At 34.7% G+C, this 25,165-nt stretch carries 31 protein-coding genes and 1 riboswitch; of the genes, 2 read left to right on the top strand and 29 right to left on the bottom strand.

The window, feature by feature from the left end; genetic code table 11:
- The 13 genes from RTL21_RS06890 to RTL21_RS06830 all read right to left on the bottom strand — a co-directional run.
- Nucleotides 1-1,500: DNA translocase FtsK 4TM domain-containing protein (locus tag RTL21_RS06890; RefSeq protein WP_312094640.1), on the bottom strand; the 1,500-nt coding region annotated here is incomplete at its 3' end.
- Between the two features lie 147 nt (nt 1,501-1,647).
- Nucleotides 1,648-2,982 carry a TrkH family potassium uptake protein gene (locus tag RTL21_RS06885; RefSeq protein ID WP_312094638.1) on the bottom strand — a complete coding sequence of 445 codons (1,335 nt, stop codon included), beginning with the start codon at nt 2,980-2,982 and terminating at the stop codon, nt 1,648-1,650.
- A 150-nt stretch (nt 2,983-3,132) separates the two neighbouring features.
- Nucleotides 3,133-3,282: riboswitch (cyclic di-AMP (ydaO/yuaA leader) on the bottom strand.
- Nucleotides 3,283-3,431: 149 nt separating this feature from the next.
- Entirely contained in the window at nt 3,432-3,935 is a 504-nt protein-coding gene (locus RTL21_RS06880) for a hypothetical protein (protein WP_312094636.1), read from the bottom strand.
- Nucleotides 3,928-4,404 carry a hypothetical protein gene (locus RTL21_RS06875; RefSeq protein WP_312094634.1) on the bottom strand — a complete coding sequence of 159 codons (477 nt, stop codon included), beginning with the start codon at nt 4,402-4,404 and terminating at the stop codon, nt 3,928-3,930. Before RTL21_RS06875 ends, RTL21_RS06880 begins: the two co-directional genes overlap by 8 nt.
- A gap of 181 nt (nt 4,405-4,585) precedes the next feature.
- Nucleotides 4,586-5,389: an ABC transporter ATP-binding protein gene (locus RTL21_RS06870; protein ID WP_312094632.1), complete on the bottom strand. Its 804-nt coding sequence runs from the start codon at nt 5,387-5,389 to the stop codon at nt 4,586-4,588.
- Nucleotides 5,389-6,420 carry a FecCD family ABC transporter permease gene (locus RTL21_RS06865; RefSeq protein ID WP_312094630.1) on the bottom strand — a complete coding sequence of 344 codons (1,032 nt, stop codon included), beginning with the start codon at nt 6,418-6,420 and terminating at the stop codon, nt 5,389-5,391. The genes RTL21_RS06870 and RTL21_RS06865 overlap by 1 nt, the downstream gene beginning before the upstream one ends.
- Nucleotides 6,417-7,451, bottom strand: a complete 1,035-nt coding sequence (locus RTL21_RS06860) for a FecCD family ABC transporter permease (RefSeq protein WP_312094628.1) — start codon at nt 7,449-7,451, stop codon at nt 6,417-6,419. Before RTL21_RS06860 ends, RTL21_RS06865 begins: the two co-directional genes overlap by 4 nt.
- Before the next feature lies 1 nt (nt 7,452).
- On the bottom strand, nt 7,453-8,502 hold the full coding sequence (locus RTL21_RS06855; RefSeq protein WP_312094626.1) for an iron-siderophore ABC transporter substrate-binding protein: 1,050 nt from the start codon (nt 8,500-8,502) through the stop codon (nt 7,453-7,455).
- Between the two features lie 575 nt (nt 8,503-9,077).
- Nucleotides 9,078-10,217, bottom strand: coding sequence for an acyltransferase family protein (locus RTL21_RS06850; RefSeq protein ID WP_312094624.1), 1,140 nt, complete (start codon nt 10,215-10,217; stop codon nt 9,078-9,080).
- 78 nt (nt 10,218-10,295) lie between these two features.
- Nucleotides 10,296-11,216 (bottom strand): DUF4097 family beta strand repeat-containing protein, encoded by a 921-nt coding sequence (locus tag RTL21_RS06845; RefSeq protein WP_312094622.1) that lies wholly within the window; start codon nt 11,214-11,216, stop codon nt 10,296-10,298.
- A 51-nt stretch (nt 11,217-11,267) separates the two neighbouring features.
- Nucleotides 11,268-11,894, bottom strand: a complete 627-nt coding sequence (locus RTL21_RS06840) for a TetR/AcrR family transcriptional regulator (protein ID WP_312094620.1) — start codon at nt 11,892-11,894, stop codon at nt 11,268-11,270.
- 48 nt (nt 11,895-11,942) lie between these two features.
- The gene (locus tag RTL21_RS06835) at nt 11,943-12,620 is read right to left on the bottom strand and encodes an SDR family NAD(P)-dependent oxidoreductase (RefSeq protein ID WP_312094619.1); all 678 of its coding nucleotides are present in this window, start codon (nt 12,618-12,620) and stop codon (nt 11,943-11,945) included.
- Between the two features lie 100 nt (nt 12,621-12,720).
- Complete coding sequence (locus RTL21_RS06830; RefSeq protein ID WP_312094617.1) at nt 12,721-13,386, bottom strand: SDR family NAD(P)-dependent oxidoreductase; 666 nt, start codon at nt 13,384-13,386, stop codon at nt 12,721-12,723.
- Between the two features lie 125 nt (nt 13,387-13,511).
- On the opposite strand from RTL21_RS06830, the gene RTL21_RS06825 reads away from it, so the two are divergent.
- Nucleotides 13,512-14,048 (top strand): TetR/AcrR family transcriptional regulator, encoded by a 537-nt coding sequence (locus RTL21_RS06825; protein WP_312094615.1) that lies wholly within the window; start codon nt 13,512-13,514, stop codon nt 14,046-14,048.
- 555 nt (nt 14,049-14,603) lie between these two features.
- On the opposite strand, the gene RTL21_RS06820 is transcribed toward RTL21_RS06825, so the two are convergent.
- Both RTL21_RS06820 and RTL21_RS06815 read right to left on the bottom strand, forming a co-directional pair.
- The gene (locus RTL21_RS06820; protein ID WP_044394570.1) at nt 14,604-16,718 is read right to left on the bottom strand and encodes a heavy metal translocating P-type ATPase; all 2,115 of its coding nucleotides are present in this window, start codon (nt 16,716-16,718) and stop codon (nt 14,604-14,606) included.
- Nucleotides 16,711-17,079: an ArsR/SmtB family transcription factor gene (locus RTL21_RS06815; RefSeq protein ID WP_044394569.1), complete on the bottom strand. Its 369-nt coding sequence runs from the start codon at nt 17,077-17,079 to the stop codon at nt 16,711-16,713. The genes RTL21_RS06820 and RTL21_RS06815 overlap by 8 nt, the downstream gene beginning before the upstream one ends.
- Nucleotides 17,080-17,272: 193 nt before the next feature.
- Between RTL21_RS06815 and RTL21_RS06810 the strand changes: the two genes are divergently transcribed.
- Nucleotides 17,273-17,914 (top strand): class I SAM-dependent methyltransferase, encoded by a 642-nt coding sequence (locus RTL21_RS06810; RefSeq protein ID WP_044394568.1) that lies wholly within the window; start codon nt 17,273-17,275, stop codon nt 17,912-17,914.
- Between the two features lie 85 nt (nt 17,915-17,999).
- Here the strand turns inward: RTL21_RS06810 and merA are convergent, their stop codons facing one another.
- From merA to RTL21_RS06740, 14 genes are all read right to left on the bottom strand, one after another.
- Entirely contained in the window at nt 18,000-19,640 is a 1,641-nt protein-coding gene (merA, locus tag RTL21_RS06805) for a mercury(II) reductase (protein WP_062686370.1), read from the bottom strand.
- Nucleotides 19,641-19,655: 15 nt separating this feature from the next.
- On the bottom strand, nt 19,656-19,970 hold the full coding sequence (locus RTL21_RS06800) for a heavy-metal-associated domain-containing protein (RefSeq protein ID WP_312094609.1): 315 nt from the start codon (nt 19,968-19,970) through the stop codon (nt 19,656-19,658).
- A 16-nt stretch (nt 19,971-19,986) separates the two neighbouring features.
- Nucleotides 19,987-20,289, bottom strand: coding sequence for a mercuric transport protein MerT (merT, locus tag RTL21_RS06795; protein WP_062686373.1), 303 nt, complete (start codon nt 20,287-20,289; stop codon nt 19,987-19,989).
- Nucleotides 20,290-20,308: 19 nt separating this feature from the next.
- The gene (gene merF, locus RTL21_RS06790) at nt 20,309-20,539 is read right to left on the bottom strand and encodes a mercury resistance system transport protein MerF (protein WP_036178241.1); all 231 of its coding nucleotides are present in this window, start codon (nt 20,537-20,539) and stop codon (nt 20,309-20,311) included.
- Nucleotides 20,540-20,556: 17 nt separating this feature from the next.
- The gene (gene merR, locus RTL21_RS06785; RefSeq protein WP_062686376.1) at nt 20,557-20,955 is read right to left on the bottom strand and encodes a mercury resistance transcriptional regulator MerR; all 399 of its coding nucleotides are present in this window, start codon (nt 20,953-20,955) and stop codon (nt 20,557-20,559) included.
- A gap of 112 nt (nt 20,956-21,067) precedes the next feature.
- On the bottom strand, nt 21,068-21,394 hold the full coding sequence (locus RTL21_RS06780) for a YnfA family protein (protein ID WP_062686379.1): 327 nt from the start codon (nt 21,392-21,394) through the stop codon (nt 21,068-21,070).
- Between the two features lie 139 nt (nt 21,395-21,533).
- Nucleotides 21,534-22,208: a hypothetical protein gene (locus tag RTL21_RS06775; protein ID WP_062686381.1), complete on the bottom strand. Its 675-nt coding sequence runs from the start codon at nt 22,206-22,208 to the stop codon at nt 21,534-21,536.
- 86 nt (nt 22,209-22,294) lie between these two features.
- Nucleotides 22,295-22,603 (bottom strand): hypothetical protein, encoded by a 309-nt coding sequence (locus RTL21_RS06770; RefSeq protein ID WP_139109147.1) that lies wholly within the window; start codon nt 22,601-22,603, stop codon nt 22,295-22,297.
- Between the two features lie 388 nt (nt 22,604-22,991).
- Nucleotides 22,992-23,228 carry a hypothetical protein gene (locus RTL21_RS06765; RefSeq protein ID WP_036178235.1) on the bottom strand — a complete coding sequence of 79 codons (237 nt, stop codon included), beginning with the start codon at nt 23,226-23,228 and terminating at the stop codon, nt 22,992-22,994.
- 188 nt (nt 23,229-23,416) lie between these two features.
- Nucleotides 23,417-23,608: a hypothetical protein gene (locus tag RTL21_RS06760; protein ID WP_036178230.1), complete on the bottom strand. Its 192-nt coding sequence runs from the start codon at nt 23,606-23,608 to the stop codon at nt 23,417-23,419.
- Nucleotides 23,605-24,051, bottom strand: coding sequence for a hypothetical protein (locus RTL21_RS06755; RefSeq protein WP_062686384.1), 447 nt, complete (start codon nt 24,049-24,051; stop codon nt 23,605-23,607). Before RTL21_RS06755 ends, RTL21_RS06760 begins: the two co-directional genes overlap by 4 nt.
- 36 nt (nt 24,052-24,087) lie before the next feature.
- Nucleotides 24,088-24,300 carry a hypothetical protein gene (locus RTL21_RS06750; RefSeq protein WP_036178223.1) on the bottom strand — a complete coding sequence of 71 codons (213 nt, stop codon included), beginning with the start codon at nt 24,298-24,300 and terminating at the stop codon, nt 24,088-24,090.
- Between the two features lie 131 nt (nt 24,301-24,431).
- Nucleotides 24,432-24,554, bottom strand: coding sequence for a hypothetical protein (locus tag RTL21_RS06745; RefSeq protein WP_255475359.1), 123 nt, complete (start codon nt 24,552-24,554; stop codon nt 24,432-24,434).
- Between the two features lie 210 nt (nt 24,555-24,764).
- Nucleotides 24,765-25,165 (bottom strand): TnsD family Tn7-like transposition protein (locus tag RTL21_RS06740; protein ID WP_312094600.1); only part of this gene is annotated, 401 nt, incomplete at its 5' end.

Below are 25,165 nucleotides of genomic sequence, written 5' to 3'. Positions count from 1 at the left end.
TGCTCCTGTCCATTCATTTATACGTTTCGTCAACATGGATAAGAAGTAAGCAATAATCGCAAATAATAGGAGATAGAAATAGGTACTGCCTGTAAACGTTAAATAACCAGGTGCACTTGACAATATATTGGATACAAAGAAACGATCCTTAAATAACACTGCTGCCACTAAGTAGATTCCGATGCCTGTATAGAAAATCCATGGTCGATCATAATCTACGGTTCTGCTGAAAAATACATACATAAATATCACAAATAGTATTGGCCATAGTAACCAAATAAACGAAAGTGCAAAGGCAAAAAAGGAAGTTGAAATCATTCCAAATGTCTTCCCAATCGACTGTAGCCAATCCTCAGATGTATTTTTAATTTGCTTGTTTATTTTGGTCAGCTCATTGGAAGAAACATACACTTTATTGCCATCTCCATCAAGATCCATCCAAACAACTGTATCCTCATTTAACCATTGTGGAATAGTGGAAATCGCCGCTGTATTACTCCGTCGTTCTGTCTTTGTATTTCCCTCTTCCCCTATTTCCGCTTCATAAATATTGAACCCATTCTTTTCATTGTATTTCGTTTCCGTAAAACCATTCGCCTTAAATAAAAGACGCGGCTTTCCGTCCCTATAAGTAAAAATAACATCCGAAATTTCCGTTAACTTCCCATTCTCCGTTGCAGGATCCTGAAACGTTAACTCATACTGTTCGGGTTGTTCTGTGCTTGTAATCTCTGCTTCTGCAAAGTAATTGAAATACTCAGGTTGTCCTTGTGTTAATTCTAGTTCCTCCAGTAGCAATAATGCCAGCTTCTGCTCCTCAAATGTGAAGGAAATACCATTTACTATCTTCCCAGGATCCACCTTGATCTTTGTTTCATATAAACGACCTATTTTCCCTTCCTGTAAACGGTATAACGTAAGATCTACATTACTTTTTCCCTTTGTAAATAATAGGAGATGAATGCCATCCTCATTTTCTTCTAGAGATAGCTTTTCTTTATCTAGATTAATCTCCATGACTTCTGAAGATTTTGTCGTATCAGGATTTAATTGAAAAAGCTTATTTTCTTTTACATACAGAATAGACGAATCCAACGGGTAGAATTCCTCTACATCAGCAACTAATTTCGTCTTATTTTGATCATATATATTTTCATAGTCAAAATATATAAGCTGATCCTTCCCCTGATATATTTGCGTCCATTTATCTACCGGTATATCATAATTTTTCTCTTCCTCTATCTGAAACTCCTTGTTCATTGAAGCGGTATTTAATTTATTTTCCTGAAAAAAGGAGAACAAGTAATTGTCATCCTCTGTTTCCTTTATTGCGGGTAATGTATTTACTTCAGATTGTCCAACTAACAATCCCCTGCTCCAATCTGGTTCCGGCTGTGCTGTCACTTTGGAAAAGTTTTGGACAAATAGTAAAAACAGTCCTAGTACAATCAGCACACCTGGTGTCATCCAATAAAGATTTTGTCGTATCCAGGTTTTCATCTTATTCCCCCATGTTGTCTCAAATGAATTCTCTTTGTATTCCGAATAAAATAATAATAGCATATTTTCTGACAAAATATGCTATTATCTTATTTTGAAATAAGGATTCGTTCTCTCATCATAAGAACAAACCCTCATTTTATGCACTCATCCTGTTAAAATATCTTCTTTCGGATAGCGAATCTTTGATTGATTTGGTTTTGCTAAAGAAAAGGCTAAGGTTAATGGGCCAATTTTTCCAACGAACATGACAAAAACAATGACAATTTTCCCTATCGAAGTTAATGCACCAGTTAATCCCATCGATAAGCCTGAAGTTCCAAAAGCAGATACTACTTCAAACACAATGGCAAGGAAACTTGCGTTCTTCTCGGTTACATCCAAAATAAAAATAGCTACACAAATGACAAAAAGACTAATAATTGTAATTGCTAATGATTTTACAACGGTTCTATCATCGATGGATCGATTAAAAATAACAATTTCGTCTTTGTTTCTTAAAAACGAAAGAACAGATAAGACCATAGCAAGGAAGGTTGTTAGTTTAATTCCTCCCCCTGTTGAGCCGCTTCCTGCTCCAATAAACATAAGCAAAATCATTAGAAAAAGAGTAGATTCGTTTAATCCTCCAATATCAACTGTATTAAAGCCCGCTGTTCTTGGCACCACTCCTTGAAAATAAGCAGCTTGAATTTTCCCAGACCATGATAGCTCTCCTAATGTTTGGGGATTATCATACTCAAAGCTAAATACAAGAAACACGGCAATAATGTTAATCACAATCGTACCAACTACCATCATCTTCGTATGAAGAGTTAGTTTTTTAAACTCTGATTTCTTCCACAGATCAAACACGACTGTAAAACCTATTCCCCCAACAATAAAGAGAAAGGAAATAACGATATTTACGACAGGATCTGCCACATATCCAGATAAATTATCTGGCCAGATTGAGAAACCAGCATTATTAAAGGAGGAAATGGAATGAAAAATAGCTGCATAAATCCCTTTTCCCCAGCCCATTTCCGGAACCCATCTGATTGATAAAAGGACAGCAGCGATGATTTCCAGAATAATAGAAAATATAAATAGCTGTTTCGCTAATTTAATAATTCCTCCCATAGACGTTTGGCTTAAAGCTTGCTGGATAAGAATACGCTCTTTAAATCCGATTTTTCTTCCTAAAGACATAAAAATTAAAACAGCAAATGTCATAATTCCTAATCCACCAATTTGAATTAAACATAATATTACGATTTCCCCAAATAAAGTAAACGAGCTACCAGTATCAATTACAGCCAACCCTGTTACTGTCATCGCGGAAGTGGAAGTAAACAAAGCATCTGTCCATGAAATACCTCCCGTTGTAGCCAATGGTACTTTTAAAAGGATCATACCTAGTAATGTAAAAGCGACAAATACGCAAATAAGAATTTGAGGCGGACTTAAATTGATTATATCTTTTCTCTTCGGAACCCTCATTTTTTCCCCTTCTTCCTTCTATCCTCGCAATTCGGATTAACTTAGTTTGTGCGAAAATTATCTTCCTCTCATACGAAAAATCTGCACACCAAAAAACACAGAGGTATCCCCCTGTGGTCCATTAATCACTCAATGAGCACAAGTTTCGATTCTCTCTTCTTACAATGCTTACGAAGTTAGCAGTCGGATTCGGGTCTAAGAATAACCCTACCTTTACAAAAAGGATTCACCCCTAGTGATTACTCACAAAAAAGTGGGTCCTCCGTTCCTCATTCATGGAGGATTCAGCGACTTTACTTGAAATGTATTATTTTTTTGTATCTTACTCCTGTAAATAGAGGTTTGTAAAGGGCTATTTAAGTTAAAATCCAAGCAAAAATAAGGAGAAATATTCTATTCTCGTTCTCATTCTTTCTTTTTCAAATCCTGACTACAGGTTTTAATCTCCGCTAATATCGTTTATCTCCATATACCTTAATTAACCTGTAAAATAGTACCCAAATACTTACAACCAACAAATAAATAACAAATGAATAATAGAAGTTATATCCATGTTGATAGTGGAAAATCCCGATAGTGACACAAAGCTTCTCCACTCCAACACTCACTAGCCCCCATACCAGGATGTACAATAGCGAAAAATTTGGTTTGATGTTAAAGAAGTCATATAGATAAAAGAAAAGATAGCTGATTGGCGCATACATTACATGAGATAAAAAATCCATTAGTTCAAAGGAAGAACTATCATTAATTACATAATAGCGAACAGGTAACACACTTAAAGTATGATCGAAAAAAAAACCAAAAAAAACGCCACACATAAGATAAACGCTAGCTGTCTTTTTTGTAAACCTTTTTGGAAGTATTAACACCAACAATAATCCAATGAAGAGTGAAATGACGATACTCCACTCGTTCGTATTAAAACTATTATCATAACGAATTTCATTCATTTTCTTGATATTCTCCTTTTTCTAGGCAAATAAACCAACGAGCTATCCACCATACTGAGAATATAGATACTGTATACATAAGAGCAGAATAAAACTTATTCCATTTATGGAAAGTAAGCAAATCAGCCCACAAATATACTTGATCCTCCAAACATAAGCATAATATCATCGTTATTGCCAATCCCCATCGCCACTTCGCCTTCATTTGAGAATGGAGTATAGATACGGCCAAAAGAATTTGAAAAGGTATCACAATAAAGCGACATATATACATTGCAAAAGATCCTTCCACGCTTCGGGTAAGGGGAACCCATTGCAAGTTGACATCAAGTATCGTGAAGAAAGTAATCGTTGATATTCCGATTACAAAATATAAAAAAACCATTTCCGTTAGCGTTAACCCTTTAGGAACAATCGCAAATACAATTAACACTAAACAAGCTAACAATGCTAGAATAGCAAGGGCCATAATAATCATCCTTTAAGTTGGCATATAAAAGTTAATATTCCCAAAAACCATAACAATATTTACAATATATAGAATTATTCATAGAACCAGCATTACATTCTTCTAAAATACACGGCGTCTTATCCATAAAAAAAGCCTCCAAGTTTATTTAAACTTGAGGCATTTTTATTAAACTGAAAACCTAGATTTTTACGTGATACCTACCCTTAGGCACAACTAAAGGAGTACCGGAGACTGGATCCTTAATCACGGTACAATGAAGGCCAAAAATATCTTCAACCAACGTACTTGTAATAATATTTGCTGGCTTACCTTCCCCTACAAGTTTTCCTTTTTCCAGAGCAAAAATATAATCTGCATAACGCGCAGAAAGATTGATATCATGCAACACCATCACAATGGTTGTTCCGTATTTACGATTAAGGTCTGTTAACAAATCCAAAATTTCCACTTGATAAGTGATATCTAAAAAGGTTGTCGGCTCATCCAAAAATAAAATATCTGTTTGCTGCGCTAAAGCCATTGCAATCCAAACACGTTGTCTTTGCCCACCTGATAGTTCATCGATATCGCGATTAGCAAATTCTGTTATCTTCATAATTTCCATCGCGTCACTAACCGCTTCATAATCCTTCTTTGACCAACCACTTAAAAAAGATTGATGAGGGAATCTCCCGCGACCAACTAAATCTGCTACGGTTATTCCTTCTGGCACAATAGGCGATTGAGGTAAAATACCAAGAATTCGAGCTAATTGCTTTGTTGGAATTTTACTAATTGATTTTCCATCAAGTGTAATGTTACCAGATGATGATTTAATAAGATTAGAGAGAGTTTTTAAGAGCGTCGATTTCCCACACCCATTCGCTCCGATAATAACACTTATTTTATTACTTGGAATTTCAAGCTCAATATCTTGTAATATCATTTTATTTTCATAGCCCGATGCTAACTTCTCAGCTCGAAATTCATGTATCTTTTCCATTACAATTCTTCCTTTCGATTCATTCGGATTAATAGCATGATTAAGTATGGAGCTCCTAGAATGCCAGTAATTACACCTACAGGATATCTAGCGACGAATGCAAACTGCCCAATAAGATCGGATGCTAAAACTAATATAATTCCCATAAGACCCGCTGGAATAATGGTAGAAAAGCCAATACCAACTAGTCTTTTTGCAATAGGTCCAGAAAGGAATGCGACAAATGCAATGGGTCCTGTGGTAGCAGTAGCTAAAGCAATAATTAATACCGAACTGACAATCAAAATAACCCTTGTTCTATTTGTATTAACCCCAAGGGAAGTTGCTGTTTGCTCCCCAAGCTCTAGCATATCTAATCGCTTTCCGAGTAATAGGATGATAGGCGTAAAGATAAGAACTGTAATCATAAGGGCATAAAGATTTTCCATTTTAGCTCCATTTAAACTGCCACTTAACCATCTCATCGCTGTAGGAACATCATGATGTTGACCGATAAGTAATAAATAAGAAATGACAGCATTTAGCATTGCTTGTATTCCAATTCCTATTAATATTAATCTACCAATGGAAAAAGAAGTACCTTTTGATAATAGAAAAATAACGATTACCGTAGCTAGTCCACCAATAATAGAAGCAATGGAAACAAAAGTACTACTTGCATGAAGAACAATGATACAAAAAACAGCAGCAGCACTCGAACCCGCTGTAATTCCGATAACATTTGGATTTGCTAAAGGATTCCGAAGCATCGTTTGAAACACATGGCCAGAAATACCAAAGGCAAATCCAGCAAACACACCAGCAACCATTCTTGGAAAACGGATCGTTCCCACTGCAAAGGAGGCTCCTTTTACTTGCTCACCTAGCAAAACACTGATTACATCCGCAAAAGGATAAATCGTGTTTCCTAGCATGAGCATCGTGCAGCATAGTGCAAGCGCAAGGATTGCAAGGAAGCAAGTGACAAGTATAAAACGACGACGTCTTTTTGTTCTACCTACCATAATTAGATTGATCGATTCATTCATCATAACGCACGCATTTTCGCTTTCATAGTTATTAAGATTAAAATAGGAGCACCAATAAACGCAGTAACAATACCCACTTCAAGCTCACCAGGACTTCCAAGAATTCGACCACAAACATCTGAACTAGTTAATATAATTGCCCCTGCTACAGCAGACATTGGAATAATATATCGTAAATCAGGGCCAATTATGAGTCGAATCACATGTGTTGCAAGTAGACCGATAAAGCCAATAGGACCTGCTAGTGCTGTTGCTGCCCCACACAATAATACTCCTCCAAATGCTGCAACAAGTCTTAGTGCACCAGTACGTACACCCAAGCCTGTAGCTACTTCATCCCCTAATGCTAAAGCATTTAGGGCGGGAGCTGAGAACACCGCTATAAGTACACCAACAAGGAGAAAAGGAATAAAAATGGAGATTGAGTTCCAATTTCCTGTTCCAACACTACCTACCTGCCAAAATCTAAATTGATCCATCACATTTGAACGCGGAATCATAATGGCCATCACAAGTGAGGATAAAGCCGCACTTGTCGCAGCCCCCGCTAAAACGAGTTTAAGGGGGGTGGCACCGCCACTCCCCATCGAACCAATTCCGAATACAAAAATGGCAGTTAAAATGGCTCCTGCTAACGCAAACCAAATATATTGACTAGCAGTACCAATATGAAAAAAGGTAATCCCACAAACGACAAACAGTGCTGCCCCTGTGTTTACTCCTAATATACTAGGGTCTGCAATAGGATTACGTGTGACAGATTGCATGAGAGCCCCAGAAACTCCTAATGCAGCACCACACAAAAGGCTAAATACAGTCCTAGCAATTCTTTGGCGAACAACATTTGCCCCATGGGACTGTATTTCTGGATGAAATAACCCATCCATTATTTCGTTCCATCCAACAGTACGGGACCCAAAGGCAAGAGACGCCAATAAACTTATACCGAGTAAGACAATTGAAATTAATAATACATTGATAAATTTTCTCGGTATGAGTAACTGCTTATTTTTGATAACGGATGTATGTTCCATTTTACTTCACTTTGCTTACAGCTTCTGAGAGTAAATTTAAGTACTCGTCAATAGAGTATTCAATAGAAAGTGTACTTGGTGTTCCGGCTGCTGCAAGTGGCGTATTATCCTCAATAATGACAACAGATCCTCTCTCCACCGCTGGAATTTTCCCATAGATTGGATCAGCCTGTAAAGCGGCAAGTGTCTTATCATTTCCATATGATACGAAAATATCAACATCGTTTAATATATCTGCATTCTCAGCACTTACCTCTAAATAGAAACTAGTTGGATCCGTAATTTGACTTGTAATACTTTCCGGATATTCCATTCCTAACTCAGTAAGGAATTCACCACGTGGATCTGTTGGTGAGTAGATATAAAACTTTGATAAGTCAGAGCCATTAATACTTACAAATGCTGCTTTTCTCCCCTTTATTTCAGGGTATTCATTCGCTTTATCAGCAATTAATTTTTCTGTATCCGCAATAAGCTGCTTGCCTTCTTCTTCCATACCCATTCCCATGGAATTGTATGTTACTTGTTCACGCCAAGAAGCTACCCATGGACTAGTTTGATAGGCTACAACTGGTGCAATTTCACTTAAAGTATCATAGTCTTCTTGTGTAATACCAGAGTAAGCTGCAAGAATGACATCTGGATTAGAATCAGCAATTGCTTCAAAATCTAAACCATCTGTATCTTGGAAGATATTCGGATTTTCTTCACCTAATTCTTTTACTTTCTCTGCAGTCCAAGGCAACATGCCGCTATCATCTTGAACACCATAGTTTGCTGCTGAGAAACCGACAGGCACCACTCCAAGAGCAAGCGCTACATCTTGGTTGGACCATGCAATAGTAGCAACACGTTCAGGCTTTTCTTCAATTACACTCTCGCCAAACGCATGTTTAATCGTGATTGGATATTTAGAATCTGTATTCGAATCAGCTGATTTTGTTTCATCCGCTTTAGAGGATGACTGACTAGAACAACCTGCTAATAACAAGATTGCTACAATGGAGAATAATAAAATTTGAATAAATGGCTTTTTTCGATTTTTAAACATATGTATGTCCCTTCTTTTTTTATAATAGTTAATGATTATCATTCTCAATTATAATACTTGTTTTTTATTTTTCTGTCAATTACAAATAATAACTTTAACCATTATTTATGAATAATTCTGTCGAAATAATAGAGAAAACAATGAAACTTCTTAAGAGTCACTATTAAAAGGGCATTAATTTAAAAAGAGCATAAAAAAAGGACAGTCGATTTTTACATCGTTGTCCTTTTTCATTTGGTACCATGTCCAAATGAATGGGATTATCGCTTCTTAAATATGACACATGGTCTTCTTTAGATTCTTCACCTCCTATTTCATTATTAGACTAGAAATGAATTTATATTAAAAAATGGGGTCGTTAGATATTGATTGGATTGGATTTTTTTCTACTTTTGGAAATTAAAAAAACCGAAGGCCTGCCGGGAGAAGTACCGGATAACCTTCAAGAATAGGAAAGTTATTTTTATCTAAGAACATATGCAGACCTAGTAGACATAGTAAATTGGGGATAAGAATTTAGATAGATGCATCATGTTGTATGTTTCTTTACATACATTATCCACACTTTCCCCTTATTATTTTATAACTTTATTTAAGAATGGAGTTTTCTTCACTACATAGTTTGCAAACGTAAAACTAATAGCTAAACTTACAATACTGGCAATCAAAAATTTCACTATGGGTGGAAGGAAAACTCCCTGCATGATTATTGATACCATTACTAGAATAGGTGCATGAAACACATAAACTGCAAACGAATTATCAGCTAAGACTTTCATAAATTTGTTTTGCTTATTGAATTTTTCTTTAAAAAGAGCAGTTAGTCCAATCGACATTGCAACGGCAGTAAAAGATTCCCACAATGAATATGCAGCACTTTGCCATCGTAAACCACCTGTAAAATATTCTTTTCCCTCTAACGCTCCACTTGTCAGAATAATTATTATCCAAAAGATAATGCCTGGTATAGTTGCGGCTTTTAACCACTTAATCCCAAACTTATACTCAAGTTTTGAGAACCATCGATTTCTATAAGCTAATATCCCTATTATAAAGAGGATAATATATTGCGAAAAGAAGCTAAGTTGCATATTATAAATGCTCGAACCAATTGGCTGTACAATTCTAACAGCAAACGTACATATCGCTATTAATACAATAAGAAATACAATTCCTTTAAATCCGGGCATTTCTTTATCACTGTCAGTTGGCTGTTTTTTTACAAGAAGTCTTATTAGCCCATAGCATATAGTAAAAATAAGCAATGCCAGAGCAAACCATAAAGGTCCTGATCCACCAATAAAATCTAAACTCACCATATAGTCCAGATAATAGCTCATAAAAGTCGGCTTACTACTTGAACCTGTTAAAAAGTATTTAATGAATGGATAGATTAATAACATATATAGTAAAGTTGGAATTCCCAATCTAATCAATCTATCCTTTATAAATCTTGAAAAACCCTTCTTATCAAAAGAACCTGGCACAAAATAACCGGATAACAAAAATAAAAAGCCCATAAAGTATGCCTGAGTAAAAGACAAAAAGAAGGAAAAAAGGACATTTGAAATGGGATAGAGATTTACGCTTTCTTTATAATACCAACTACCGATGCCACTATATGTGATTGCTGCATGTACCAGAACGACTAAAATTATCATCAGGAGCCTTAGATTATCTATATATAGGAACCTTCCCCCAGATTTTTTATTCATTTTAATTCCCCCGTTTTCTAAAACAATGGTCTACATCAAAAGCAACGTAGACCCCATTCGAGTAGAAGTTACAATTAATTATTTCCTTTTTACTGACATATTTCCTGAATTAGTTTTCATGTTTATTTTATTTGTTGCATTTTTATCATTTGTAATTTGATTTTTCATTTTCTTACCAGACCAATTAATGTCTAACGGAATATCATTTTGAAAAATATACTCTATGTTTCCTGAAGAACTTTTGGAATCCGCATTCAGTTCAACTAATGCTTCACTAAATTCATAGCTGCCACTCCCACTATCTGATTGAGTTGTAAGATTAGAAGTTACTATCTCTTCACCATGTTGTGAGCCGGATGATGATTGAATAGATAACTCTTTGCTTTCTACATCCTTTAACGTAATTGCCCCGGACTGAGTTTTAATTTCCAGTTTGTTTGAGTTGGTAATATTCCCTAACGAAATCTTAGCAGACGAGGAAGATACAGAAGTATTTTTAGTTGATATGTCGTCTAAACTGACATCCCCAGATTCTGTTTGGATCGTTATATTATTACTATTAGCATGTTTAATACTAATAGCTCCGGATTCATTGGACAAATTCAAATGATCAAACTGATTTTCTTTTACTTCAACCTTAACTATTATTTTCAAGTTACCGAAAATTCCTAATCGGAACATAGATTTTTGGTCGATATTAACCGAATTTCCCTCGTTTGTAATATAAATATCATTTGTCATACTTTTTCCTTTAGCAACTACTTCAATATGAGTTTTATTTTCCTTCCCTTGAACGGTTTCAATATGGATTTCAGCGTTTTCCAGGTTAGTATTTATCCCTTCTACATTTAAAAAAGAGTAGGTTTTACTATCGTCTGAAATAATATATTGTCCTAATCCAAACAGAAGAATAATTCCGATGACTCCTAAAAATATAAGAACTATTCGAACAATCTTTTTCATTTTCCCTCGAAGGTGTTTTTCTTGACTACTATTCATATTACCTCTCCTTAATTTCCGGTTGTTAATATCTAATAAAATGGCGTACTTTTACTCTTTTAATTTGCTAATGGCATCTTTCATTCCGTTTGCATACATGGATATAAACTGATCCATAAGTTTATTGAAAGTTTCTCCTTCGTTATTATCTCGCAGAATGATACATATGCCTTCTATGAGAGAAGTCGCAAACATTTGAGCAAGTGCTGTCTGGTATAGACTTAATCCTTTCATAGGGTTCTTGTTAGTCTCTAGGAACATACTTTCTAAAGCAGAAAAAGAAAGGTTAATTAAGTCCTCCTTTACACATTCATACTTTGAACCTTCACTATTATTAAAAAGAATCGACATTTCAGCAGTAAAAGATTTAAAAAGTTCCATTAACGTTTTTTCAAATTTATCGTAATAGCTCACCCTGCTTTGAACACTATCTGAATAACTTAGATGCACCTTTTTTCTCATACTCTCCAAACTATTACAGTATTGCTCATAAACAGGTTTGACTATTGCATCAAACAATTCTTCTTTGTTCTTGTAATAACGATATATGTTCCCTATGGTCATGTCAGCAATCTTAGCTATATTCCTCATAGAAGCTTTTGAGTACCCTTTTGAATTAAATTCGACAACAGCTGCATGTAAAATTCTATTTCTAACTTCTTCTTTTAAAACCTGCATTAGTAATCACCTGTTCATTTTTATAATATAAACTGGATTCTAGCATATTCAATTGTAACTTGCAATAACCTTATAAATGAACTTCATCATATTTTTGGTTAATGAATTTTGATATGCTTCGAATGATCCTTGCGTTTGTACTGCCCATGGGTTGAAAAGGATATATTTGATATGGCCACTTTTATTTTTTTGTTCAAATGAAACACCCAGTAAATCATTTAAGCGACTATTATGGTACATTGTTTTTAAACCTTTGCTTTTTTGTTTATTCTGTATATCTTCAAGATTCACTTCGCCTTTCATTCCTGGTGCACATACATTGAGGATGACTGGTTCCTCTGAATTCTCTAGTAAATCCATTAAGCCATAGCTAAGGATATATCTGCTTAAATAACTTAATGCAAAATTAAACTCGTAACCTTCTGCGGTATCAAGAAGGTCATTTTGAGACTTGTGACTTGTAGCACAAAAAATTACTTTATCCAATACTTGAACCGTATCCTTCACTTCTTCTATAATCCTCTTATTTTCTTTTACAAGACTTAAATCAGCTTGTATAAAAATAGCTCTATCTGCTGCATTCATTTGCTCTGCTTCTTGATATATTTGCTCTCCTTTAGCTAATGAACTTCCTATGAAAATAACACGATGCCCATTTTCTAAATAATTCATTGCTATCCCTTTGCCAATTCCATCCGTACCGCCTGTTATAAGTATGTTTTTCATAACATCCACTCCTTGATATTCATTCGTTGTTTTATTAGTTAAGGAAGCCGATATTCTAAGTAAAAGAATACCGGCTCTTTTTGTGACTACAAGAAATGTTCTATATGTTTAACTCAGGGAAGACAGTTTCAAACTTATCTTGTTTACTATACAACTCGTACCAAATATCTGCGATTAAATTAGGATCTCCGTCTGTACCTTTCTCAATCAATGCTGATATGGCTAGGAAACCAACATAAACCCCATCTTCTTTTAATAGATTGTGTAAGTTTTGTGCGTAATTTCGTAAACCAGAACTTACAATCCCTGTATTCCCTAGTTGCGGGATTGGATATAGGGCTGAAATTCCTGAATTAAATAGGATTGCTCCAGATTTATTTTGTCGCATGGAAGGTAGTACCATTTGGACTAATTTGACAGCTGGTAGTACAAATGTTTTATAATCATCTTCCACATCATCTATTTCCAACTCTAAAACGTGCTTAAAAGTAGTTGGTCCCGCATAAGGGCTAAATTCCACAACATCAATTTTTCCAAAGTCTTCTTCTATTTGTACTAAAGTAGATTCTAACTTTTCCAGATCCCGAACATCAGTAACATAGTGCTTCGATTCAATGTCCATTAATGTAAGCTCATCAACCAATTTAATTAGCTTTTGTTCATCTCTGGAGACTAAAGCAACATTAAAACCGTTTGAACCAAACTTCTTTGCTAAAGACAATCCTAAACCTGGTCCTGCACCTATAATTGCAATTGTTTTTTTCATGTATTTAACCACCTTTTTTTGGTATAATTAAAACAACTGTTGTTGCTTTAAGGTGATTATAGAACACTATAAAATAAGTAACAACCAACAAAATCTACGATATGTTGTGATAAGGGAGAAAAATAATGAAAGTAAAAAATACGAGAAATACACCTACAAAACAAGCCATTGAAGATGCCTTTAGTGAACTATTAGAAAAGAAAGATATTGAGGATATAACAATAAAAAATATTACAGAAAGAGCAAATGTAAATAGGGCCACATTTTATGCCCATTATCAGGATAAGTACCAACTCTTTGATAATATGATTTATGAGTCAGCAAGTAAAACTGTCAAGCGATATACAAACCACACGAATGAATGGAATGAGAAACAAATTGAAAGTTTGTATAAAGCAGTTGAGGAATATCTGTCCAGAGTAAAAGAGAGTTGTCCTTACAGCTATTTAAAACTCTTTCCATTATTAAGGGAGAAAATGCTTGATGTTCTGCGGTTACACCTAAAATCTACTTTAAATAACGAAATAACAGAATTTAATCTTTTACTATTCTCAAGGATAGTATACGATGCAGCGGAAATATCAGTTGTAGAGTCAATATCTTTATCAAATAATGAAATAATTGAAGAAGTTCAGAAATTAGTATCTTTTTCTTTTCAGTAATGCAATAAGGGCATCCTTATTACTTGTAGTTGTCAAAAATAAACGGTAACTCCCCCCTTCTCCCAAACCCTTGTCATTCCTGCCTTTCTCCCATTTCCCCAATTTCTGTAGGAAAATAAGTTCTTCCCTAACTCGCTCCTTTTCTCTCCTATTTTTTGTCAGAATCATGATTTTTTAGGAAAATAAGTTGTTCCGTAGGAACAGGAATAAAATGAGTTCAGGGTCAAGGTTTTTTCCTGCTTTTTCTCCTGCCTTTTTTCACTCTTTTCTTCTCGCCTTCTTTTGTGAAATCGTTGATTTATCGGGCATTGTCATGCATTTCCTCTGACATTTATTCTTGCCTTTCTTATGCTTTTTTCTGGCTCTCCCTCTGCCTTTGGACACAAAAAAACGAGGAAAACTGGAGGAGATACTCCGATTTTCACTCGTTTTAGGGAACAACTTATTTGACCAAGGCTACAGTTTATTTGCCTTGGGTAAAACTTCTTTTTGCTATAACATAGAAGCAGGTGATAGGAAAAAAGGGATTAGGGATTGAGTGCTAACATTTTTCCATTATTCCTTTACTTTCAATAATCTTAAACTGTTTAGGGTAACAATCAATGTTGCTCCCATATCTGCAAAGATGGCTAACCACAATGTCAACCAGCCTGGAACAATAAGTACCAAGGCAAGTAACTTAATGCCTAATGAAAAAGTAATATTTTGCTTAATGATTGCCAACGCTTTTCGACTTAGTTTGATTGTATATGGAAGTTTACTTAAATCATCAGACATCAAAGCAATATCCGCAGTCTCTAATGCTGTGTCCGTTCCAGCTCCGCCCATTGCTATACCCACTGTTGCAGATGCAAGGGCAGGTGCATCGTTTACTCCGTCTCCGACCATTGCTACTTTATCATATTTACTACGAAGCTGTTTAATATAGACTAACTTATCTTCTGGTAAAAGTTCAGCTTGTATCTCCATGACACCAACTTCTTTACCGATTGCTTTAGCTGTTCCTTCATTATCTCCTGTAAGCATGACCGTCTTTTCAATGCCAATTTGATGAAGTTTACGAATTGCCTCTTTAGAACTCTCCCTTACTTCATCTGCCACTGCAATAAGAGACATAATCTCTTTAGAAGTTCCTAAGACCATCACTGTTTTTCCTTGCTCTTGCATATTAGTTATCTGTTGTTTAATATTCTTTTCTATGCTATATAATTCCTCGAATAAATTTGGACTACCTACATAATAAGTCGTTCCATCGATATCTGCTTTTACACCTTTTCCTGTAATCGACTGGAAGTTCTCTATATTCACATCTTTATAAGGTAAATTATCGGCTTCAGCTTTTCTTATAATGGCTGAAGCTAACGGATGCTGTGACCCCTTTTCAATTGCAGATGTAATCGTCATTATTTTTTGTTCTTCTTCATTAAAAGCGACAATATCTGTAACAGAAGGAAGACCTTTTGTAAGTGTTCCAGTTTTATCAAATGCAATAACTTTTAATGCCCCTGTTTCTTCTAAGTGAATTCCACCTTTTATCAAAACACCATTTTTCGCTCCATTTCCTATGGCAGTTACAATGGATACTGGTGTTGAAATGACCAACGCACAAGGACAACCTACAACAAGAACTGCCAAACCTCTATAAATCCACTCCTGCCAATCTCCGTTTAAGAATAGGGGAGGAACTACTGCCAGTAATAGGGCAATAATAATAATTCCTGGTGTATAATACTTTGCAAATTTGTCTACAAACGCCTGGGATGGTGCTTTTTCCGCTTGTGCTTCCTCCACCATATGAATGATTTTGGAAAGAGTGGTATCCTCAACACGTTTCGTAACTTTTACCTCTAATAATCCTTCTTCATTCAACGTACCAGCATATACCTCTTCATTGACTTTTTTTACTACTGGTACAGATTCACCCGTAATGGCCGCTTGATTGATAGTAGATGTTCCTTTTACAACAATCCCATCCATTGCAAGTTTCTGACCTGGTTTTACTATCATAATGTCGTCTATTTGAATGTCATCAACTTGAACCGTAATCTCTTTATTTCCTCTACGAATAAGAGCTTCTTTTGGTGCTATATCCATTAGGGATTGGATAGAATTACGAGCTTTATCCATTGAGTATCTTTCTAATGCTTCGCTAACTGCAAACAGGATAACAACAGTTGCTCCTTCGCCCCATTCTCCAATAGCAGATGCTCCTAATATGGCTACCGTCATCAAGGTATTCATATCAAACTTTAAATGAACTAAATTTTTAAGTCCTTTGATAAATAGGGAATAGCCACCAATCAAAATAGAAAGTGCATAGCCTATAGTCGGAATTAGACTTTCCTCACCATATTGTTTGGTCATCATCCAACTTATCAATAGTAAGACTGCTGATATATATACTTTTATATTTTCTTTTTGTTTCCAAAAAGATTCTTGCTTAACAACTTGCTCTCTTTCATTTCTTATCTTTAAATTTTCAAATGCCCCTGCTTTTTCTAACTCTTCAATAGTTGCATTTCCAATAACATCAACTTTCGATGCACCAAAATTTACTTTCGCATCTTGAACTCCTTCAAGTGCTTTGACGTTGTTTTCAAATATTGATGCACAATTTGCACAAGTAAAACCTTGTACTCTATAAGTTTTCGTTTGTTGTTGTTCAGACATGTGCTTTCACCTCCTGATTATGTTCCAATGCAATAAGGATTAACTGTTTAATATGGTCATCGTCTAATGAATAAAAAGCCAATTTCCCTTCTTTTCGATGCCTTAATATAGAAAGTTTATGAAGAGTACGAAGATGATGGGAGGCTGTCGCTACAGATGTACCTAAGATATTGGCAACATCACAAACACATAGTTCATCTTCTTGACAAAGAGCATACGCAATCTTAGTACGATTTTCATCACCTATTACTTTAAATACTTTGGAAATATTACTGATATCTGCCTTCTCGATTTCCTCTTGAACTCGATTTACTTTCTCTTCATCGTAGCAATAAATTTCACATGTATCTTTTTTACTCACATTCACTTCTCCTTTCTCATTCAAATGTTTATTTGAATATATTATAACTCTAACCCCTTTGTTATTCAAATATATATTTGAATGAAACGAAAAATTATTCTTATCTTTATGAAAATCCCACAAATTAAAGGATTTTATTAATATTCCAAAGAATACAGATACACAATAAAGTTTTTAAACGAGGAGTTCTAAAATGAATAGCACATGGAATCAAATTATCTATAAAGTATGGTCGCCATTTTATGACCAATTTTTCAATAAAGGAATTTTTTTAAAAGCAAGAAGAGAGGTATTTAAGGATATAGAATGGGTTCAGGAGGAAAGGGTACTCTTCGTAGGTTGTGGTACAGGTGCAGATTTAGAGTATGTCCCTCATAATGATATCGACATAACAGCCATTGATTTTTCCAGTGACATGCTGGATAAAGCAAGAGAAAAGTTTCATCATACAGATATTACATTCCTGCAAATGGATGCACAGGATTTAACATTTCCTGATGAATCTTTTGACATTGTAATAGCAAGTTTACTTCTTTCTGTTGTCCCAAATCCTCATAAGTGTATGGAAGAGATGATTAGAGTAACGAAACCTAAAGGGAGAATATTGATATTTGATAAATTCGTTCCTGAGAACCAAGAACTATCCCTTTTCAAAAGGGGAATAAGACCGCTTATCTCCTTGTTGGGTACAGATATTGGATTGAGATTTGAACAAGTGGCTAATCCATTTTCTAAGCAATTATCCATACAAATGGATTCACCAATTATGCTAAATGGTATGTACAGAAAAATTATTGGAATTAAAATCCAAAATGATAAAAAAGTAAGGAATTAAATACTCAAGGTTAATTGAATAAAAAATGCTTTACTCCTTATTGAAGTAAAGCACCATTTGTTTAAGAAGAACATGTACAGACCTTCTATCCTGCACAACAAGATAATTTTGAAACGTCTTTATCAAACGTAAGAGAAGCCAACTTTAACCCTTCTGCCATTGTTAAGTATGGTGCAAGGCTTTCCTTTAAGTCTTCAACAGTTAGACCAAATTTCACAGCTAATGTTCCTGCATAAATTACATCACCAGCATTTTCAGATACAACATGGACTCCTAATATCTTTAATGTTTTCGCATCTGCCACTATTTTGAATACACCTGTGGTTTCACGATTCACAATTGCTCTTGGAACAGCTTCTAAAGGTAATACAGATGTTTTGACATCATATCCTTTTTCTTTTGCTTGTTCTTCTGTTAAACCAACGGTTGCAATCGAAGGATTTGTAAATGTAACACCTGGTACAACCGATAAATCTAATTTTTTATTTAACCCACCAATTGCATTATCAGCGACAATTCCACCTTCATAGGCCGCTACATACACAAATTGTGGTCCAAGTGTTACATCCCCAGCAGAATAAATCTTTTCATTACTTGTTTGAGCATATTCATTTATTTTTATTTCTTTGCGGTTTCCCACTTCAACACCTGCTACACTTAAATTTAGAGAATCTGTATTTGGTTTTCTACCTGTTGCAACAAGGAGTTGCTCTGATTCAATTATTTTTCGTTTTCCTTCAACCGTTACATAAACCTTTTTTATTTCTCCTTCTTGTTCCACACGCTCAAAAGTTGCCCCTTTTATTAGGTTTATACCCTGTTCTGTTAAAGCTCTTTCCACTGCTTCAGAAATCTCAGGGTCATATTCTTTTAATAGACGCTCACTTCTTTGCATAAGTGTAACTTCCGAACCTAAATGATGAAAAAGTTGCCCAAGTTCCATTCCAATATACCCTGAACCAATTACCGTTAAGCGTTTTGGAACTTTTTTTAATTCAAGTAGCGTTGTACTTGTTAAATAATCTACTTCTTCAAGTCCTGCAATCGGTGGTAAAGATGGAGAAGCACCTGTTGCGATTAAAAAGCGTTTTGCTGAAAGTTTTCTTCCATTTACCTCAACTATACTTTCATCAACAAATTTAGCTTCACCCTCAATTAAATCAAATCCATATTTATCAATTAAATTAACATATTTTTGATTGCGGAGTTCACTAACCAATTCATTCTTTTGCTTTACTAACGGTGCTAATTCTACTTCTCCAGCAGATGTTTGTAACCCAATAAATGGATTTGATTTTGCTAAATGATTGATTTCCCCAGCTCGTAAAAGGGTTTTTGAAGGAACACAACCAATATTTACGCATGTTCCCCCAACCGTTCCACGCTCAATCATCCCAACTTTTGCCCCATATTCTATTGCTTTAATGGCGGCCGAAAAGGCCGCTCCACCAGAACCGATAATAAGCAGGTCATAATCACCTTCATTACCTAAATCCACATCTTCCTTTGATAACACATCTTCTATTTCACCAGGTTGATATTTTGCTTCATTGATAGCTCTTTTGGCAGTTTCAATCTCTTTATTATCAGGTAATTCAAATACAGCTTCACCACGACTAAAATTAGCTTTTATGTTTTTAGCTCCTATATTTTCAAGTGCGACAGCTACATGCTCTTCACACCCTGTACAAGTCATTCCCTCAATCTTTATCCGATATTTTTTCATGTGTTTTATCCTCCTTTATTTTACACCGTAACCTAAATCCAAAACGGACTCTTGAATGATTTTAATATCTGTTTTTACATCATCATAAGAAACCGTTACAGTTCCCTCTGTTCCTTTTGTTTCAATAATTACATTATTTACCCCATCCACTTTATTTATCGCACTTTCTACGACAAATGGACAACTTGCACAATACATATCTGTTACTGTAAACGATACGGAGTTACTATTATTACTTGTAATAGTTTGTATCTCTTTTTCATTACTACACGCAGAAAGAAAAAGTAAAAACAAAAATAAAATGATGGCTAAAACCTGTTGAACCCGCACAATAAATACCCCTTTCCTACAAGTACCCTTTGGAAATTAGCGTATAAACAAACATCCCAAATACCAAAACCGTTGTAATCCATAATCCAATAATAGAACTTTTCTTTTTACACTTTCGCCCATAAATCAAATAAAATGAGTAAGCTAATAAAACCAACGTAACCGTTATTAGCATCGTTTGATATTTCGTTGCATAAATTGCTAATCCTCCAGCAAAACCTGTTAAACCAAGAGGAATCAAAATTACAGGTCCTAAACAACAACCTGCCATCAGAAATCCAGAAAATAGTGTTGCTACTTGTGAAACTTTCTCTTTCATCACTATCACCACCTATATCTTAAGAGCAACAAGAATCATTCTTAGAATTCGATTTATTCAACTTATTATAAGAGTAGAGAGTTAAGGCAAGAAAAATTGCTAAAACTGGAATTAGAATATAATCTAAATAGCCAGTTATCGCCCCTAATCCAATAGCACTTAATAAAATAACTAATATAGGTGTAGCACAACATAGTAGAACAACAAATATCCCTACCATTCCTACAATAAAGCTCTTTTTATGTTTCATAAAAATCTCCCTTCTTATTAGTCCTCAATCAACGCTTCAATAATGGGGCATTCATGTAACTCCTTTTCATCTGGACATCTTTTCTTTAAATCTTTCAACATGCGTTCAATACGCTTTAAATCTTCTATTTGTTTTTTAACTTCTTCTTCTTTTTTTGATACAAATTCAAACATGTCCTGGCATCGAATTTCATCTTTATCTACAACCCCAAGTAATTTATAAATTTCATTCAAAGAAAAACCAAGCTCTTGCATTCGTTTAATAAACCCTACACGCTTAACATCATCCTCTGAATATGTCCGATAACCTGAATTTGTTCGAGAAGGTTCTTGTAATAAATTCTTTCGTTCGTAGTATCTAATGGTTTCTTTATTAACCCTACACTTATCCGCAAATTCACTAATACGATAACTCAAATTATTCACCCCATATAAAAGTATAAACCGTGTACTATAGTACACGGTCAAGGATAGTGTTATACATTTTTCTTAAGACTAAAAAAGCAATACCCTTCTATTAAAGGAATTGTTATTGGCGTGGTGCAAACAACATCACTGAAACACCAACTAAACATATACCTGCACCCACCCAGTCATATAAATCTGGTGTCTTTTTATCAATACCCCATCCCCATAATACGGAAAGTATTATAAATACTCCTCCATAGGCCGCATAGACTCTTCCAAACGATGGAAAGGTTTGAAATGTAGCAATAACACCGTATAAAGCTAATGCAACACCTCCAAATATACCCCAATAAAACGGCTTACCTTCCCTTAGCCACAGCCAAATAAGATAACCTCCTCCAATCTCAGCAATTCCTGCAAACAGAAATAATGCGATTGTATAAAACAAATATAAACACTCCCTTGAACAATTTAATGAATAATAACCTTTTAACATTCCCAGTTACTTGAATATTTATAGAAACTTCCTATTTTAAGGAAGTTTTGAAATCCCTGTTGAAAAATATTTAAATGAAATAATATTATTTTCACTTCTGGAAATCTTTCGTTTTGGTTACAAAAGACTGCTGAATTACGTCTTTATCTTTGTTTAACAGCGAATTTCTTTCAAGGAGAATCTCAATAAATTCTTTAGCAAAACCAATCAAATCAAAGTAATCAAATATATCATCAATATTGATGTAAACATATCGACAAAATCTTGAATTATAAATAGCCAACTTATCTATTTTAGGAAAGGAAGGTGTAAAGAGAGATAAAATATAATATCCGATAAGTTGCCTCATATGGTCTGCTTTATATCCAAACTGGGACTCAGTTTTTATCTCAATCAACGTGCTATCTATTAAAATATCAGCATCTGCTCCTCCTACTAAAATAGATGCTTTTTCAAATGAAGGATTACATATAAGAGTATGGTTCATTATGAAAAGAGAAGAAAACTTTTGAGTCTCTCTTGTTAAATTTAACAAGTCTGTGATATCCTTTTCTGACACATAAAAAACACCTTGTTCATGTATATAATTAGAACGATAGAAAGCATCCAAATTCCCCAGTATCATACAATCTTCCATCAGTTGAGTATCATCAACTGATTCCCCTAAAATGTAAGAATTTCTTCTTTCAATAATATTATCATAAATAATTTCCCCTTCAGAATAATGGGTAGTTATTGTAAAGTCCCCAAAAAACTTTAGCTCCATATTTTCAAGGATTTCATCCGTGTATTTTTCATGTATTTAATCAAGGACTGCTTCAAACCATTCATCAGTTGTTTTATTCTCTTCTTTCATTTCAAATAGGTCTCATAATAATAATTACCGAACTCTTTTTCTTCTTCTTTTATGAATGGAAGGTGATATTTGTAAGCATCTTTATCGAAAAATTTTTTCTCTGTAAAAAGCAAGGATAGACCCTGATAAGCAACTAAATTATCATTTTCTTGTAAGCGGTTATTTATTCGTTGTATAAACGCTCTTAACCAATAATCATATGCGTGTCCTACAATGGGGTTTGCTCTACCATCTGATTTCACAATAATTGGTGCTTTCACAGGAAAGGCAGGACCTTCATTAAGTGTCTGAAAAAACTGTTTCATATTTGGAATTGACTTGAAAAGTTCTTTTATCTGCTTATTATGGTTTAGTAATCTCGTCAATGACATTTACCGTACTCTTTACATATTTCAATTAAGACTATCGAAGAAAAGAGTTACCTTAGCAACTTTACTCAATTTGGTAAAATAAATACTTCTCCCTATTTTTATGTCAAAAAGGGAATTTTTGCCTTCCTGCATTAATACACACAGTAATGAAAACAACCACCTTTAAGCTCCGCAAAAAAGGTGGTTGTTTCGTAAAGCAAAAAGGGTGCTCGTTCTCATAAAAATATCCTTTCGATGCACGAAAACCCAAAGCTCCGCTATCATATTTTACCAAAACTCTAAACAAACAGAAAGTAAATGCAGGAAAGTTGTGTAAATTAAATCATTCTTTCAAATCTTGTTGAAGCAAACACAATAATTCTTCTTTTGATTCCTGTGGAAGAATACTGATAAATTCTCTGATGCCCATATTGAATAAGCACAACATCAACATTTTTTGTCTTTCATTGTTAAAAGGGAGGAAAACTCCTTGAAAGAATTCTAACTTGTTTAATGTAGGAGTATATTCTTCGTAAATCTTATAATTAATAAGCTGAGCTTCTATCTTTGGGATTAACATAAGGTCATAACTACCTCCTCCAGGTTTTAGTACAATAAGGACATTTCCATGCAAAGATAGAATCCCAATTGGAAACGCCAATTTTCTCACTTACGTATCGAAGTTTGTATTTCTTTTGCTCTTGTTCCGAAAGAATTCTTATCAAATTCTTGCCACAATACGGACAATATTCTTTTGGTATTTCTTGCTCATTCTTCATTTTGTTCTTTTCCCCACTCAACTTGTTTACAAATATTTTTCCTTACCAGTAGATGGGCATCTAAACACGCACTGGAAAAATCAGATTGGCTATATACCTCTTGTGACCAGAAGTTCTCATCATCTCTATCTTTATTATTGGAAACAACATGCAAATTCTCTAACATTTGATAGTAATTCACTCTTCCCCCTCCTCTTTAACGTCTAAATCTTGTTCAGTTAGCATCTTTCGCAATGTCTTCCTTGTATCATCGGAGATGAGTTCTAAAAATCGCTTTAATCCTGTGGCATGTAAACCGAGCAAAAGCATATTTTCAGCCCCATCCAGTTTTCCCTTCTTTAGAAACATGTCTTTTGGTAAGCACAATGAAATCACATTGTCCTCAAGAAAAGCTGGTTCTTCTGTTATCTCTAATTGTTTTGCGAACTGCCACTTTTTATGGTCTTCTCTAAATTGCTCTATTTTGTAAATAGGCACTCCAAACCTTTCAGATATTGGTTCATCATCATAATCAGTGGTCTCCAGATAAATTCTTGCCATTTCTTCCGCTATCTCTTGCCTTGCTTCCTTTTTCATATCCTCCAGAAGTTCTGCTCTAAACTTTTCCATCCAATCTTGTTCCATTAAGACTTCCCTCCTTTATTTGCGATTCTTATTTCATCATCTCTCCAATAGATATTCTGAAATCTCGTTTAGTGTTGCAAAATACTCCTCTTCCCTTTCCACCTCATATCCATAATTCTGCAATTTAACAGGCGGTGTTTGTAACCATTCTCGAATATCATTATCCAATTCTAATTCAGCATTAAATGATAACACCTCCATCAATTCGGTAATATCAATTTCCTTTTCCTGCTTAAATCCCTTATTCATTCTTATATCCTCCTTGTTCCTATTCATCATCGTTCTTTAAGTTGTAATCTGACCTGTTTATAACATCCACGAAACTCATTTCATTCACAAATTAGTCATCTCCTTTTGATTACAGTCTTTAATAAAGCTAACTACATAAGAAAGAAAACTTTCACATAGTAGCCAATGACTAAAGAAACAGCAATAGTAAGTGCGTCTCCAATTAATTCAATAGAAAGATTTTGTAAAGACCCTTTCAACTTTTCCAACAACATTCTCTCTCCTCCTTTCGATACAGTTTGGAAACAAACACAATTAAAAACGCCCAGTCCTATGACTGAGCGTTAATTTATGCAATATGGACTTTTGCGATTAATATAAAAAGTCGCCATTTTGTTTCCTCATTTCAAATAATTATTATTTTCTATAAATTTATGATACCTACAGCTCTTCCCAATATCAAGCCAAACCTTGCTAAACTAATCTTATGAAATAATGCTACTTATCCTTTCAAACTCCACTTCTAATTCCTCTATCCATTCACCCCGAATACCAGCTACCCTCGCTACTCTCCACCATTGCACATCATATCCTTCTCGTTGGCATTCTTTAATCGCCCATTTGATTCTGCGAATTTGAAAATCTCTTACCGATTCAATATGTTGTAGCAAGTATTCATTGGTTTGAGGCAACTTGAATAGATGCTTTTCCAGCAAGGATAATTTGCCTACTTTCTTCCCAACTCTGCTTATCGTTACTCTTTCAGGCTTATTAGGGGAATTAAGTATTTCTTCTACAATTTCCTTTACGGACTCATGAGTTTCCACATCTCTTTTATCCCAATCCACCCGATTATTTACCATAGTAATTTGCTTCTTTTTTGGAG

The organism is Niallia sp., from assembly GCF_031978665.1.
In the GTDB taxonomy this organism is placed as follows: domain Bacteria; phylum Bacillota; class Bacilli; order Bacillales; family Cytobacillaceae; genus Niallia.
This window is presented reverse-complemented; position numbering and strand designations above follow the sequence as displayed.